At 66.4% G+C, this 14,441-nt stretch carries 12 protein-coding genes; 8 read left to right on the plus strand and 4 right to left on the minus strand.

The window, feature by feature from the left end:
- From ABFX56_RS14795 to def, 3 genes are all read left to right on the plus strand, one after another.
- The coding region (locus ABFX56_RS14795) for a pyruvate carboxylase subunit B (RefSeq protein ID WP_346234130.1) at positions 1-2,026 on the plus strand (2,026 nt) is incomplete at its 5' end.
- A gap of 63 nt (positions 2,027-2,089) precedes the next feature.
- The gene (locus ABFX56_RS14800; protein WP_346234131.1) at positions 2,090-3,463 is read left to right on the plus strand and encodes a MinD/ParA family ATP-binding protein; all 1,374 of its coding nucleotides are present in this window, start codon (positions 2,090-2,092) and stop codon (positions 3,461-3,463) included.
- 4 nt (positions 3,464-3,467) lie between these two features.
- The gene (gene def, locus ABFX56_RS14805) at positions 3,468-3,959 is read left to right on the plus strand and encodes a peptide deformylase (RefSeq protein ID WP_346234132.1); all 492 of its coding nucleotides are present in this window, start codon (positions 3,468-3,470) and stop codon (positions 3,957-3,959) included.
- On the opposite strand, the gene ABFX56_RS14810 is transcribed toward def, so the two are convergent.
- Positions 3,956-5,782, minus strand: a complete 1,827-nt coding sequence (locus ABFX56_RS14810; protein WP_346234133.1) for an AMP-dependent synthetase/ligase — start codon at positions 5,780-5,782, stop codon at positions 3,956-3,958. The two genes, def and ABFX56_RS14810, sit on opposite strands and share 4 nt — an antisense overlap.
- Before the next feature lie 128 nt (positions 5,783-5,910).
- Between ABFX56_RS14810 and ABFX56_RS14815 the strand changes: the two genes are divergently transcribed.
- Positions 5,911-6,621 carry a lysophospholipid acyltransferase family protein gene (locus ABFX56_RS14815; protein WP_346234134.1) on the plus strand — a complete coding sequence of 237 codons (711 nt, stop codon included), beginning with the start codon at positions 5,911-5,913 and terminating at the stop codon, positions 6,619-6,621.
- 117 nt (positions 6,622-6,738) lie between these two features.
- Positions 6,739-8,109: a class II 3-deoxy-7-phosphoheptulonate synthase gene (locus ABFX56_RS14820; RefSeq protein WP_428834458.1), complete on the plus strand. Its 1,371-nt coding sequence runs from the start codon at positions 6,739-6,741 to the stop codon at positions 8,107-8,109.
- Positions 8,110-8,243: 134 nt separating this feature from the next.
- On the opposite strand, the gene pknB is transcribed toward ABFX56_RS14820, so the two are convergent.
- Positions 8,244-10,172 carry a Stk1 family PASTA domain-containing Ser/Thr kinase gene (pknB, locus tag ABFX56_RS14825; RefSeq protein ID WP_346234135.1) on the minus strand — a complete coding sequence of 643 codons (1,929 nt, stop codon included), beginning with the start codon at positions 10,170-10,172 and terminating at the stop codon, positions 8,244-8,246.
- A 59-nt stretch (positions 10,173-10,231) separates the two neighbouring features.
- Positions 10,232-11,545, minus strand: a complete 1,314-nt coding sequence (locus tag ABFX56_RS14830) for a muramidase family protein (protein WP_346234136.1) — start codon at positions 11,543-11,545, stop codon at positions 10,232-10,234.
- 189 nt (positions 11,546-11,734) lie between these two features.
- Between ABFX56_RS14830 and ABFX56_RS14835 the strand changes: the two genes are divergently transcribed.
- Positions 11,735-12,073 (plus strand): Rv2175c family DNA-binding protein, encoded by a 339-nt coding sequence (locus ABFX56_RS14835; protein WP_346234137.1) that lies wholly within the window; start codon positions 11,735-11,737, stop codon positions 12,071-12,073.
- A gap of 53 nt (positions 12,074-12,126) precedes the next feature.
- Here the strand turns inward: ABFX56_RS14835 and ABFX56_RS14840 are convergent, their stop codons facing one another.
- The gene (locus ABFX56_RS14840) at positions 12,127-13,257 is read right to left on the minus strand and encodes a polyprenyl synthetase family protein (protein WP_346234138.1); all 1,131 of its coding nucleotides are present in this window, start codon (positions 13,255-13,257) and stop codon (positions 12,127-12,129) included.
- A 77-nt stretch (positions 13,258-13,334) separates the two neighbouring features.
- On the opposite strand from ABFX56_RS14840, the gene ABFX56_RS14845 reads away from it, so the two are divergent.
- Positions 13,335-13,706 (plus strand): DUF3040 domain-containing protein, encoded by a 372-nt coding sequence (locus tag ABFX56_RS14845; RefSeq protein ID WP_346234139.1) that lies wholly within the window; start codon positions 13,335-13,337, stop codon positions 13,704-13,706.
- 245 nt (positions 13,707-13,951) lie between these two features.
- On the plus strand, positions 13,952-14,383 hold the full coding sequence (gene mraZ / locus ABFX56_RS14850; RefSeq protein WP_346234140.1) for a division/cell wall cluster transcriptional repressor MraZ: 432 nt from the start codon (positions 13,952-13,954) through the stop codon (positions 14,381-14,383).
- The last annotated feature ends 58 nt before the right edge of the window (positions 14,384-14,441 follow it).

Genomic DNA, 14,441 nt, shown 5'->3' on the forward strand with positions numbered 1-14,441 from the left:
GTCCAAGGACCGGGGCACGAAGATCCTCACCTGGTTGGCCGACGTCACGGTGAACCAGCCGTACGGCGACGGCGCCGGCATCGTCCGGCCCGCGTTCAAACTTCCGGTGATCGATCTGGCCCAGCCCGCACCGGCCGGGTCCCGCCAGCGGCTGCTCGAACTTGGTCCAGAGGGCTTTGCGGCGGCGCTGCGTCGACAGCGCGCGCTGGCCGTCACCGAAACGACCTTCCGCGACGCCCACCAGTCGCTGCTGGCCACCAGGGTGCGCACCAAGGACCTGCTCACCGTCGCCCCGCACGTGGCCAGGCTCACTCCGCAGCTGCTGTCGGTGGAGGCGTGGGGCGGCGCCACCTACGACGTGGCGCTGCGGTTCCTCTCCGAAGACCCCTGGGACCGCCTGGCGGACCTGCGCGAGGCACTGCCCAACGTGGCGATCCAGATGCTGCTGCGCGGCCGCAACACCGTGGGGTACACGCCGTACCCCACCGAGGTGACGGACGCGTTCGTGCGGGAAGCTGCCGCCACCGGCGTGGACATCTTCCGCATTTTCGACGCCCTCAATGACGTGTCCCAAATGAAGCCGGCCATCGATGCGGTGCTCGCCACCGGCACCAGCGTTGCCGAGGTGGCGCTGTGCTACACCGGCGACCTGCTCGACCCGGACGAGGACCTGTACACGCTAGACTACTACCTGCGGCTGGCCGAGCAGATCGTGCAGGCCGGCGCCCACATCCTCGCCATCAAGGACATGGCCGGACTGCTGCGTGCCGGCGCCGCCGAAAAGCTCGTCGAAGCCCTTCGCGGCCACTTCGACCTGCCCATCCATGTGCACACCCACGACACCGCTGGCGGCCAGCTGGCCACCCTGCTCGCCGCGAGCCGCGCCGGCGCCGACGCGGTGGACGTCGCGAGCGCCCCGATGTCCGGTACCACCAGCCAGCCGTCCGCATCGGCTTTGGTGGCCGCCCTCGCTCACACCGAGCGTGACACCGGTCTGTCGCTGAAGGCGGTGTCCGACCTCGAGCCCTACTGGGAGGCGGTGCGCCGCGTCTACAAGCCGTTCGAATCCGGTCTGCCGTCGCCGACCGGCCGGGTCTACCACCATGAGATCCCCGGCGGCCAGCTGTCCAATCTCCGCCAGCAGGCCATCGCGCTGGGCCTGGCCGCCCAGTTCGAGAAGATCGAGAACTGGTACGCGGCGGCGAACGCGATCCTCGGCCGACCGCCGAAGGTGACCCCGTCCTCCAAGGCGGTGGGCGACCTCGCGCTGGCGATGGCCGCGGCGGATGCCGACCCCGCCGACTTCGAAGCGAACCCCGGCTCGTACGACATCCCGGACTCGGTGATCGGGTTCATGGCGGGGGAGCTGGGCAACCCTCCGGGCGGCTGGCCCGAGCCGTTCCGAACCAAGGTGTTGGCCGGACGCACGGTGCGGGACGGGATGAAAGACCTCACCGAGGAGGACCGCGTCGCCCTGGACGGGGATCCGGCGATCCGGAGGGCGACCCTCAACCGGCTGCTGTTCCCCGGGCCCACCAAGTCCTTCGACGACGCCAGGGAGGTGTACGGCGACCTGTCGGTGATCGACACCGTCGACTACCTCTACGGTCTCAAGCGCGGCATGGACCACGTGGTCGAAGTCAGCCCCGGCGTGCGCATCATCGTGGGATTGGAAGCGATCGGCGAACCGGACGAGAAAGGCATGCGCACCGTCATGGCGGTCCTCAATGGGCAGCTGCGGCCGGTGTCCGTGCGCGACCGCGGCATCAGCGTGCAGGTGAAGTCTGCGGAAAAGGCGGATGCCGCCAAGCCGGGACATGTCGCCGCTCCGTTCGCCGGAGTGGTCACCCTGCAGGTCGAGGAAGGCGCCGTCGTCGTGGCCGGACAACCGGTCGCGTCGATCGAGGCGATGAAAATGGAGGCGGCGATCACCGCCACCATCGCCGGTACCGTGCTGCGGCTGGCCATCCCCACCACCCAACAGGTGGACGCCGGCGATCTGTTAGTGGAGATTCAGTCACGCTAGCCTGGGTATCCAGCAATTACCGGGATAAACTAGGGCGTCGCATCAGGAGAGGCGTTGCCGTAAGTGATAGCCAAACGCAATAAGACGGACGAGGCAGGCGAGCTTCTCGATACCGAGGAGCACGCGGAGCCGCATCTGGATGAGGTTGCGGAGCTACCGGATGCTCCGGAGTCCACCGACCCCGCCGACCTGCCCGAGAGTCTGACCATTGCGGTCAGCTTGCCGGCACCGGTGCGCGCCGCACCGGCCGACGAACTGGCCGTGGCCATCGACGACGTGCCGGTCGACCCTGGACGGCTCGCCGGACCCGGCCCCAGCACGATGTCCATCGAGGTCGTCACCGGACCGGTGGTGCAACAGGACGACCACCCGGCCGACAACGCCGCCGGGAACAACGCCGCGGGGAATAACGCTGCGAACAGCGCCGACACCACCGCAGGACCTTCGGTGTACAGCCGCCGGGACAGACTCCGCGGCGAGGTATCGGACACACCTGAACCGGCCGCCATGCTCACCGCGGACCGCCTGCTCGACTCGAGGAAGCGCAAGCGCCCCAAGCCGGAAGGCGGCTGGAACGAATTCGTCTACCTGGCAACTTTTGGGATCGTGAACCTGGGCGACTCCGCGAAGGTACGGGAACGCAAACGCCTCGACCTGCGCATCGACAAGGCATTCGAAGGTGGAACCCGCTTCGTGCCGGTGCTCACCCGCAAGGGCGGCGTTGGCAAGACCACGGTGACCGCCTTGCTCGGGATGGCGCTGGCGTCGACCCGCGAGGACCGCGTCATCGCCATCGACGCGAACCCCGACCGCGGCACCCTGGCGGAACGAGTCAGCAAGCAGACCCGCTTCACGGTGCGCAACGTGGTGACCAAGGCCGCGTCGATCACCAGCTTCAGCGACCTCACCCCGTTGGTGTCCCACGACGAGACCCGGCTGGACATCCTGGCCTCGGACACCGACCCGATGCTGTCGGAGGCGTTCGATGAGAACGACTACAACGTGGTCGCGGACCTCACCGCGCGGTTCTATTCGATCGTGCTCACCGACTGCGGCACCGGAATCGTGCACTCGGTGATGCGGGCGACCCTGCAGCGCGCCGATTCTGTGGTGATCGTCTCCGGCGGCAGTGTCGATGAGGCGAGACTGGCCTCCGAGACGCTGACCTGGCTCGAGGCCAACGGCTACGGCGATCTGGTGCGCAACGCGATCGTGGCACTCAACACGGCGACGCAGGGCACCAACCTGGTGAAGCTCGAGGAGATCGAAGCACACTTCAGGTCCAGGGTGCGAGAGATCGTGCGCATTCCCTACGACCCGCAGCTGGCTGCCGGTTCTGTCATCGACTACGAGGGACTGAAGGAGCTCACCAAGAGTTCGGCCCGCGAGTTGGCGGCACTCGTGATCGACGGGCTGCCTGCCCGGCGGGGCGCCTGAACCGATGGCGGAACGTCAGATCAGGATCTTCGGTGATCCGGTACTCAAGACGGTGTCCGATCCGATCACCATCGGTGATGAGCGGGTCGCCGGACTCGTCGCCGACTTGATCGACACCGTGACGCTGCCGGGGCGGGCCGGGGTTGCCGCCCCGCAGATCGGCGTGAACCTGCGCGCCTTCAGCTACAACATCGACGGTGACATCGGCTACATCCTCAACCCGGTGCTGGTCGAGGTGTCGGGCGAGCCGACGCTCGTCGACGAGGGCTGCCTGTCCGTGCCCGGCTTCTATTTTTCCCGGACACGGTACCCGTTCGCCCGGGTCACCGGCATCGACCTGGACGGCAATCCGGTCGAACTGAGCGGCACCGGTCTCATGGCGCAGGCGCTGCAGCACGAAACCGACCATTTGGACGGCACACTGTTCATCGAGGGCCTCGACCGGGACCGCAAACGCGAGGCGATGCGGCAGATCCGCGAATCCGACTGGTTCTAGTGCCGCAACGAGTGCCCCTCGGTGGCCGGCGCATCTTCGTACATGTTCGAGATCACGTCCGTGAAGTCGGCAAGGATCACGTTGCGCTTGATGCTCATCTTCGGCGTCAAGTGACCGCTGGATTCTGACAGGTTCACCGGGAGGACCACGAACTTGCGGATGGACTCGGCCCGGGACACCGCGGCATTGGCGGCGTCCACCGCGCGCTGCAGCTCCGCCAGCACCTTCGGATGCTCGGCCGCCTGTGCCAACGGCATATTCGGGTCTTCGCCGTTGTTGTTCAGCCACACCGGGAGCATCTCCGGATCGAGGGCGATGAGCGCGCCGATGAACGGCCTCTGGTCGCCGACCACGATGACCTGGTCGACGATCGGGTTGGCCCGGATCGGATCCTCCAGCGCGGCCGGGGCCACGTTCTTACCGCCGGCGGTGACGATGATCTCCTTTTTCCGGCCGGTGATCTCCAGGTAGCCATCATCGTCGATGCTGCCGATGTCGCCGGTCTTGAACCACTCCCCGTCGAACACGGCGGCGGTGGCCGCGTCGTTTTTCCAGTAACCGCCGAAGATGTTCACCCCCTTGGCCTGGATCTCGCCGTCCTCGGCGAGCCGCACCGAGCAACCCGGCAGTGGCGGCCCCACCTTGCCGATCTTGAAGTTCGACGGCAGATTCACCGTGATCGGCGCAGTCGTCTCGGTGAGGCCGTAGCCTTCGAGAATGGTCATGCCCAGACTGCGGTAGAAGTGCCCGAGCCGCAGTCCGAGCGGGGCAGAGCCCGACACGGCGTACTTGACCCGTCCGCCCAGCGCCGCCTTGATCTTGCTGTACACGAGCAGGTCGAACACGGCGAACTTGACCCGCAGCCCGAGCGGGACAGTTCCGGCGTCGACGGCCTTCGAGTGCGCGATCGCCACCTCGGCTGCGGCGCGGAAGATGCGGCCCTTGCCGCCGGCCTCCGCCTTCTGCTCAGACGAGTTGTACACCTTCTCGAACACCCGGGGCACGGCCAGCAGGAAGGTCGGCTTGAAGCTCGCCATCGCCGGCAGCAGTTGCTTGGTGTCGGCCTGATGTCCGACCTTGACGCCGCCGTGGATGCACAGCACCTCGATGAACCGCGCAAAAATGTGGGCCAGCGTGACGAACAGCAGCGTGGAGGACCCGGGTTGCACCACCTCGGGGATCGCCAACCGGGAGTTGCGGCACAGTTCGACGAAGTTGGAGTGCGTGAGTACGCAGCCCTTCGGCCGCCCGGTCGTTCCCGCGGTGTAGATCAGGGTAGCCAGGTCCGACCCCTTTGCGAGGCTGCGACGGCGCTCCACCTCCTCGTCGGAGACATCGGCGCCGGATGCGGCGAGTTTGTCCAGGTCGCCGAGGTCGATCTGCCAGACATTCCTGATCAGCGGCAGGTCGGGGTGCACCTCGTCGAAGCGCGCGAAATGGTCAGCGGTTTCGACGATAATGCCCGTTGCGCCGGAATCGGTGAGGTTCCAGAGCATCTGCGCGGGCGAGGAGGTCTCGTACACCGGTACGAGCACGGCGCCGGCGAACCACATGGCGAAGTCGATCAGCGTCCATTCGAAGCGGGTCCTGCACACGAGGCCCACCTTGTCACTGGGCTGGATGCCCGCGGCGATGAAACCTTTGGCCAGCGCGCGGACCTGGCGGAGAAACTCCGCCGCGGTGACATCCGTCCAGCCGCCGTCGGCGGTCGGCAGCGCGAACAACGCGAGGTCGGGAGTCTCGGCCGCCCGCTCGATCAGAAGGTCCGTCGCGTTGGCGTCGGGATCGGCTTTCACGAGGGCAGGCATGTCGTACTGTTCCACGGCAACTCCTTTGACACCGGTATGGTTTGGTGCCTCCACTCTAACTGTTCGCCCCGGAAAATCGGCCTGACAGCGCCCCCAGTGGGGGGCGCCGAGTAGAGTTGGAAAGTCCATCGAGGAAGGTCCTGATGTTTTATTGGCTCATGAAGAATTGGGTCGTAGGGCCAATCGTCAAGGCGGCCTTCCGTCCCTGGGTCACCGGCCACGAGAACATCCCGACGACCGGAGGGGTGATCCTCGCCAGCAACCACCTGTCGTTCATCGACTCGGTGTTCCTGCCCCTGGTCATGGATCGCCAGATCAGCTTCCTCGCCAAGAGTGACTATTACACCGCCACCGGCTTCAAGGGCTGGTTTATCAAGACCTTCCTGAAGGCATCCGGGATGCTGCCGATCGACCGTTCCGGCGGCAAGGCCTCCGAAGCGTCGCTGCGTACCGGGCTCGGGGTGCTCGCCGCCGGCGATGTCCTGGGCATCTACCCCGAGGGCACCAGAAGCCCGGACGGCAAACTGTACCGCGGCCGCACCGGCGTGGCCCGCATGATCCTCGAGGCCACGGTGCCGGTTGTGCCGGTGGCGATGATCGACACCGCGAAGGTCATGCCGATCGGTGCCCGCTTGCCCAAGGTGCGACGCATTGGAGTGGTGATCGGAAAGCCGCTCGATTTCTCTCGCTTCTCGGGGATGGAAGGCGACCGATTCATTCTCCGGTCGATCACCGATGAGATCATGTACGAACTGAGCCGGCTCAGCGGTCAGGAATATGTGGACGTGTACGCGTCTTCAGTCAAGGAGAAGGCATCCGCGGCCAAGGAGAAGCGGGCCGTCGCCAACCGTTAAGGCCGTCTCCAACCGTTAAGGTGGGAGAAGGAGCTCATCGCCCGTCATCCCGGTGCTGTGCCTTCGGCTGCGCCGTCGCAGCGTGCCTCTATCCGCCCCAATCCCCAAGGAAAATCCGTGGTTGATCCGACCGAACCTGTCGTGCTTGCCGATCCTGATGTGATCGAGGGGCTCGACTATTGGCGGAGCCTGCCGATCCGGCAGCAGCCGGTCTGGCCGGACCCGGATGCGCTGGAGGCCGCCTCCGCGGAGATCGCCACCCTCCCGCCCCTGGTCTTCGCCGGGGAGGCCGACCTTCTGCGTGCTCGGCTGGCCAGCGCCGCCAGGGGAGAGGCGTTCCTGCTCCAGGGCGGCGACTGCGCCGAGACGTTCGCCGCGGCGACGGCGAACCAGATCCGCGACCGGGTCAAGACGATACTCCAGATGGCCGTCGTGCTCACCTACGGTGCCTCCATGCCCGTCATCAAGATGGGCCGGATGGCGGGCCAGTTCGCCAAACCGCGATCCAGCGACACCGAGACCCGCGGCGACGTGACCTTGCCCGCGTACCGCGGCGACGTGGTGAACGGCTACGACTTCACCCCAGAGGCGCGCACGCCGGATGCGTCCAGGATGGTGCGCGGCTACCACACCTCCGCGAGCACGCTGAACCTGATCCGCGCGTTCACCCAGGGCGGTTTCGCTGACCTGCGGCAGGTGCACAGCTGGAACCAGGGCTTCGCCCGCAACCCCGCGAACGTGCGGTACGAGCACATCGCCCGCGAGATCGACCGCGCGATCAAGTTCATGATCGCCTGCGGCGCCGATTTCGAGGCGCTGCGGCGCACCGAGTTCTACACCTCGCACGAGGCGCTGCTGATGGACTTCGAACGGCCGATGACCCGCATCGATTCCCGCACCGGCACCCCGTACGACACCTCCGCGCACTTCCTATGGATCGGGGAGCGCACCAGAAACCTCGATGGCGCCCACGTGGACTTCCTGTCCAGGGTGCGCAACCCGCTCGGGGTGAAGCTCGGCCCGACGACCACGCCGCAGGACATGCTGGAGCTGGTGGACAAGCTGGACCCGAACCGCGAGCCAGGGCGGCTCACCTTCATCACCCGGATGGGCGCGGAGCGGGTGCGGGATGCGCTGCCACCGCTTCTGGAGGCGATCAAGGCGTCGGATGCGATGCCGCTGTGGGTGACCGACCCGATGCACGGCAACGGTCTCACCACTCCCACCGGCTACAAGACCCGTCGCTTCGACGACGTCGTCGACGAGGTGAAGGGCTTCTTCGAGGCGCACCGCGCGGTGGGGACCTACCCCGGCGGCATCCACATCGAGCTGACCGGTGACGATGTCACCGAGTGCCTCGGCGGGTCCGAGCAGATCGACGAGGCGACCCTGGCGACCCGGTACGAGTCGCTGTGCGACCCGCGCCTGAACCACATGCAGTCCCTGGAACTGGCGTTCCTGGTGGCCGAGGAGTTGGGCGCCCGCTAGCTTCCCCGGTCGCGGGTACATAGACGAGGGTGGATTGCAACACGCCGGGTAAACCGGGCCCAGAACGCGGCGTGTCCACCGAATCCCCTCGGCTACGTCCGCTCGCCCGCAGGCCCGGGCTCCATCACCGGGAGCTAGTCGCCAAATCCTTTGAAGCTGACATGGACGGATGACCCCTTGTCGACGAGGCTCCCTGCCTTCGGAGTGGTCTTGCGGACCTCGACGGCCGAGGGAAGGAGGTCAGCTCGCTTGTCGTAATCAATCTTGAAGCCGGCATTAGTGAGCGCGTGCTTCGCCTCCTGCCAGGATTTACCGACGACGTCGGGCACCGGCACCTGCGGCACGCCCTTCGAGACGACCAGGTCCACTGTGCCGCCCTTGGCGAGAGAGGTCGCCCCGTTCTGCAGCTGCGCCCGGATCACATTTCCCGCCGGGATGGTGTCGCTCCAGTCGCTGAGCGACGACACGCCGGTAAGCCCGGCGGCGGCGAGCTTGTCTTGCGCGTCCTTCACCGAGAGGCCTGCGACATCCGGGATCGGACCGAGGGAGACCACGAGGGTGATCGGCTGTTTCTCGCCGTACTCCTTGACCGTGGTGAGATCGAGCTTGTCGGCCCCGAACGCGGCGATCACCGTGCCCTGGGGCACCTTGCCGTCAAAGAGCTGCTGCGACGGTTGCGCGGTGAAATTGGGGGCGATGGCGGCCAGGGCCACCTCTTCGGTCTGCCCCACCAGCGGCGGCAGGGCGATCGGCTTCGGGCCGAGCGAGGTGACCAGCGTGACCGTGGCATTGTGCGCCACCCGGGTACCGGAGGCGGGGGTGGTGCCCAGCACCAGCCCCTTGGCGATCTCGGTGGAGTATCCGGTGGTCGTCGCCGTCGCGACCGTGAGGTCGGCCTTCTCCAACTGCGCCGTTGCGGCAGACACGCTGGCACCGGTGACGCTGGGGACCGCCACCATCGCGCCGGGCCCGGCACCGAAGTACCAGCCGGTGCCGCCGCCGAGCGCGGCGAGCAGGATCACCAGCGCGAACAGCCAGAACCCGCGGTGCCTGCGTCGGTCGCTGGCCGCGGACAGGGCCGCGGACTTGTCTGGGATCACCGGTCCGGTGCGGTGCCGGGATGCCGGCGCCAGAACCTGCGTCTTCGCGGTGGCGGACGTCGCCGCGGCGGGCAGCACCATGGTGCGCTGCACGGCGGTGGCGGTGCCCCCGGCCGGCGAGCGCAGGATCTCCTGCGTCTCCAGTAACTGCTCCAGCATGACCGAGGCATCCCGGGGTCGCTGATCCGGGTCGCGCGCCGTCGCCCAGAGCACCAGTTCATCGAGTTCGGCGGGCACCCTGGGGTTCTTCGTACTCGGAGTGGGCACCGTGTCGGTGGCGTGCTGTTGGGCGATCTGGAACGCCTGCTCACCCTTGAATGGCTGCTCGCCCGCGAGCATCTCATACAGCATGATGCCGACCGAGTAGATGTCGCTGCGGGTGTCGGCGACACCGCGGGTGACCAGCTCAGGGGAGAGGTAGGCGATGGTGCCCAGCAGCGCGTTACCGGTCGCGGTGCTGGCGGTGGCCGCCCGGGCCAACCCGAAGTCGCCGATCTTGATCCGGCCATCGTCGGCCAGGAGCACGTTCTCCGGCTTGAGGTCGCGGTGCACGATCCCGTTGCGGTGTGCCGCGGCGAGGCCGGACAGCACCGCCTCCATGATGTCGAGGGTCTGATCGGTGGTGAGGATGCGATGCTCCTGGAGCAGATCGCGCAGCGTGATCCCCGGGAGGTACTCCATCACCAGGTACGCGGTCTCGGCATCCTGACCCTGGTCGTACACGTTCACCACGTTGGGGTGCGCTAGCCGGGCGGCGGATCGGGCCTCCTGGATGAACCGCGCCTTGTACTGCGTGTCGTCGGCGAGGTGGCTGTGCATCACCTTGATCGCGACACGCCGCTCGAGCCTCAGATCGGTCGCCAGGTACACCGTGGCCATGCCGCCCCTGGCGATGCGGGAGCGCACCTGATAGCGCCCGTCGATCAGACGGCCGATCAGAGGATCAGTGCTGTTGGTGCCCACCAAGGCAGTCTAAAGAACGAAGCAGAGAAGGCAGGCCGTAAAACACCGGCCGGGCCGGTTTAGGTCAGTTGATCCAGCCAGAGGCGGGCGGAGGTCTCCCATTTCGCGTACGCGTCCGGGTACGCCGACTGCTGCACGGCCTGTGCTGCCTGGGTCACGGTCATCGACTGCCAGCCGGGAATCTCGAGCAGTCCGCGGGTGATGCCCGCATTGGGGTTGCTCGGACCGCCGAAGAACAACTTCGACGCGTACGTCGTGTCGGTGACCTGGGCAGGGCTGCCCCAGCCGGTGCTGGGCCGCTGCTGGAAGAGGCCGAGCGAGTCGCGGTCGCCGTAGTTCAGGTTGCGCAGCGACGATTCCTGCATGGCAGCGGACAGCGCGATGACCAAGCCGTAGTCGTTCACGCCGAGGGACTTGCCAACGCCGATGATGGTCCTGGCATTCGCCGCCATCTCGGAGGTGAGCGCCACCGTCATCGAGCCACCCGCCGCGGCGACGACGGTACTGGGGATCACCAGCGTCCTGCCGGTGTAAATAATGCTGGACCAGTTCAGGCCGTTCGCGGTCAGAATCGACTGGATGCTCACGCCGAACTTTCCCGCGATCGCGGTAATCGTGTCTCCTGGCATGATCGTGTAGCGGTCGGCGCTGGCGGTCGGCGTCGTGGCCACCGTGCGGACGATGGGAGCCACCGCTGGGGCGGGAGCAGCCGGTTTGGATGCTGTGGCCGCCGGTTGGCCAGGAATCGCGACGGTCTGGCCGGGGTAGATGATGCTGCTGGCGCTGAGGCCGTTGGCACTGAGCACGGATGCCGTCGACACGTGGAACCTCGCGGCGATCGCGCCGATCGTGTCGCCGCGCACGATGGTGTACCGGCCGGCGCTGGAGCTCGGTGCGCTGGTCCGCGGTGCGGGTGCCGCCACCGGGGCGGAGGCACCGCCTGCGGTGAGCTTGAGCACCTGACCGGGGAAGATGATCGACTTCCACGCCAATCCGTTGAGGGCGAGCACCGAGGCCGTGGCCAGTCCGAACCGGCCGGCGATCCCGCTCACGGTGTCTCCGGCGGTCACGCGATAAGTGCTGGGCACCGATGCGGTGCTGATGGTACCGGCCGCGATGACATGGGAGGTGATGTGGGACCCGGCGTGTGCGAGGGCCTCTTTGACCACCTTGCCGAGATCGGTAGGGGAGACCTTCGGCTTATCGATGCGCTTGGTGGCACTGGCCGACTCCACGGGACCGACGAGGCCGAGCCCGATGGCCATGGAGCCGACGAGGACGATGGGAATGGTGTTCAGCAGGTTCTTCGCGGCGCGGCTGCGTTTCGGCTTCGCCACGTGGCGCGCGCGGTCGTGTTCGACAAGACCCGTCATGTTGTTCCCCGTTTCAGTCTCGATCCCCCGAGAAGAGCGCCGCTGGCACACCAGCCGCGCAATACACCAGATAAAACTGACACAGATATAGTTTCCTGTCAATTAGTGGGACAGATGTGACTGGTGGGATTTGAGTGACCCAGCCGTGTTGACTTAACCGGATGCGCGGTTTCTGGCAGTCTTGAAGTTGTGACACTCCGTGAACTGACCTGGCTAACCGTTCCCGACCTCGCCGCCCTGCTCGGCATCACCCCCAGTCGCGTGCGCCGGCTGATCGAAGACAAAAGCCTGCTCGCCGTCAGGGTCGACGGTGTGCTGCGCGTTCCCGACCTCTTCCTCCGTGACGGTGCGCCGCTGCCCGAACTGCGCGGCACGCTCATCGTGCTCGCCGACAGCGGCTTCACCGATGACGAAGCCATGAACTGGCTGCTGTCCGACGAAGAGAGCCTCGGCAAGGCGCCGATCGACGCGCTACTGGACGGCCGCAAGGCGGAAGTGCGCCGGGTCGCCCAGGCCCTCGCCATCTAGCCCCGCCCACGCCATAACGGCCCTCGCCATCTAGACGGCGCTTCGCGCTCTGATCAGGCCGCGCGACGGCTCACGGTGTCCGCAAGCTGCACGAGCTGGTCGCGGGCGGCGGTACTCACCGGCGCCGACATGATCGCGTCGGTGGCCAGCTTGACGTTGTGTGCAATGATCCGCTCCACCTGGTCGACGGCGCCGCTGTCGCGGATCGATGCCTGGAGCATCCGCACCTGCTGCGGGGTCAGCTCGGGGTCGCCGAGGAGCTCGTCCACCAACCGCGTGGCGTTCGGCGGCAGCTTTGTCCTCGCCAACGCGATGAGCACGGTACGTTTTCCTTCGCGCAGGTCGTCGCCCGAAGGTTTCCCGGTGACCTCCGGGTCGCCGAACACTCCGAGCAGGTCGTCCCGCAACTGATAGGCGATGCCCAGCGGCAGCCCGAACTCGCGCAACGCCGCCACCTGGGCCAGGCTGCCGCCGGCCAGGGCCGCCCCGATCGCCAGCGGTGCCTCCACACTGTACTTCGCCGACTTGTAGACGATCACGCGGTGCGCCCTGCTGAGCAACTCTGCTTCCGGGTAGTTCTGCCAGGACTGCTCGTCCAGGATGTCGAGGTATTGCCCGAGCGCGACCTCGGTGCGCATCCGGTTGAACTCGGCGCGGGCGGCACGGTTTGCGTCGGCATCCGCGACGCGGCGCAACCCGGAGTCGAAGAGCTCGTCGCTCCAGACCAGGAGGAGGTCGCCGAGCAGCAACGCCGCGGACGACCCGAACTCGGCGGCGCTGCCGTTCCACCCGGACTCGCGGTGCACCGCCAGGAAGCGTCGGTGCGCGGCGGGCAGGCCCCGCCGGGTGTCGGAGTTGTCGATGATGTCGTCGTGGACGAGCGCGGCAGCGTGGAACATCTCCAGCGCGCTGGCGGCCAGCACGACGGCGCCCAGATCACCCGCATCAGGGTTCGAGGGTTGCGCGTCCTGGTGCACCGCAGATCGCGACAGCCCGGACACCGCCTGCCAGCCCCAGTAGCAGAACAGGGCTCGAAACCTTTTTCCCCCTCGCAGCAACTCGCGCGGATACTCGATGAAGGGCTCGAGCTCCGGTGCGATGGAGGAGAGCAACGGTTCACGGTCACCGAGGAACTGATCGATGCGTGCTTGAACCAGATCAACTAACCGCTTACTCTCAGCCACGCATATAGCCTAGCCAGCGGCGGCAGCATACAATTGAGGTTTATCACTAGTCGGTTCTAGTCATGAGAGGAGCCACCGTGCCGCTATCCGAGCAAGAGCAGCACCTTCTCGATGAGATGGAGCGCAGTCTTTATCACAACGATGGTGACATCGTTACGACGGTGAGCAGCCGCGTGGGCAAGCCGAATTACCGCTCCATCGTGGTCGGAATCCTGGTTGGCATCCTCGGTATCGCCACTATCGTCACCGGCGTCGTCGTGCACGTGCCGCTGATCGGCGTCGCAGGATTCGTCGTCATGTTCGGTGGCGTGCTTCTCGCGATGTCGCACCCGAAGCACTCGGGAGCTGTCGGCGACGCACCCGCGCAGGGGCGCACGAAGCAGAAGGCCGGATTCATGGACCGGATGAACGATCGATGGGAAAAACGACAGAACGACCACGACAGCTGACCCGACCCCGACGCCGAGAGGCAACCGCTAAGAAGACCGACCTTCGGGCCGGTCTTTTTTTGTGCCCTGACCGGCCTCGCCCAGGTCGGTTTTGACGAAGTCCCTCCACCTGGCAAAGACCCGTATTCTGGGGCTTCACGACACACAAACAGGGGTAATTTTGCCGATTTCATAGGTTTGTGGATGGAAGTGGAGTAAAGTGGTGGTTACCTGAATCCGGGCCGGAGAGTGAGGGGACTTGTTCGGTGTTCCTTGGCACTTACGCACCCAAACTCGACGACAAAGGCCGCATCATCCTGCCGGCGAAGTTCTGGGACGAACTCGAAGCGGGCATCGTGATCACCCGCGGGCAGGAACGGTGCCTCTACGTGTTCAGCGTCCGTGATTTCGAGCAGCTGCACGACAAGGTCCGCCAGGCACCGATCACCAGCAAGGAGGGCCGCGACTTCATGCGCCTGTTCCTCTCCGGGGCCGGATCGGAAGTTCCGGACAAGCAGCACCGGGTGACGATCCCCGCGGTACTGCGCAGCTACGCCGGCCTAGACCGCAACCTCACCGTGATCGGCGTAGGCAACCGCGCTGAGATCTGGGACAGCGAGGCGTGGGACAGCTACTACGCCGAGCAGGAAAGCAAGTTCGCCGAGACGACCGAGGAGGTGATTCCCGGACTGTTCTAGGTCTTTGACCCTGACTCCCAGCCGTACGCCCTGGCACACTTCCCCGGTGCCAGGTCGC

The sequence above is a fragment of the Parafrigoribacterium mesophilum genome (assembly GCF_039652555.1).
In the GTDB taxonomy this organism is placed as follows: domain Bacteria; phylum Actinomycetota; class Actinomycetes; order Actinomycetales; family Microbacteriaceae; genus Parafrigoribacterium; species Parafrigoribacterium mesophilum.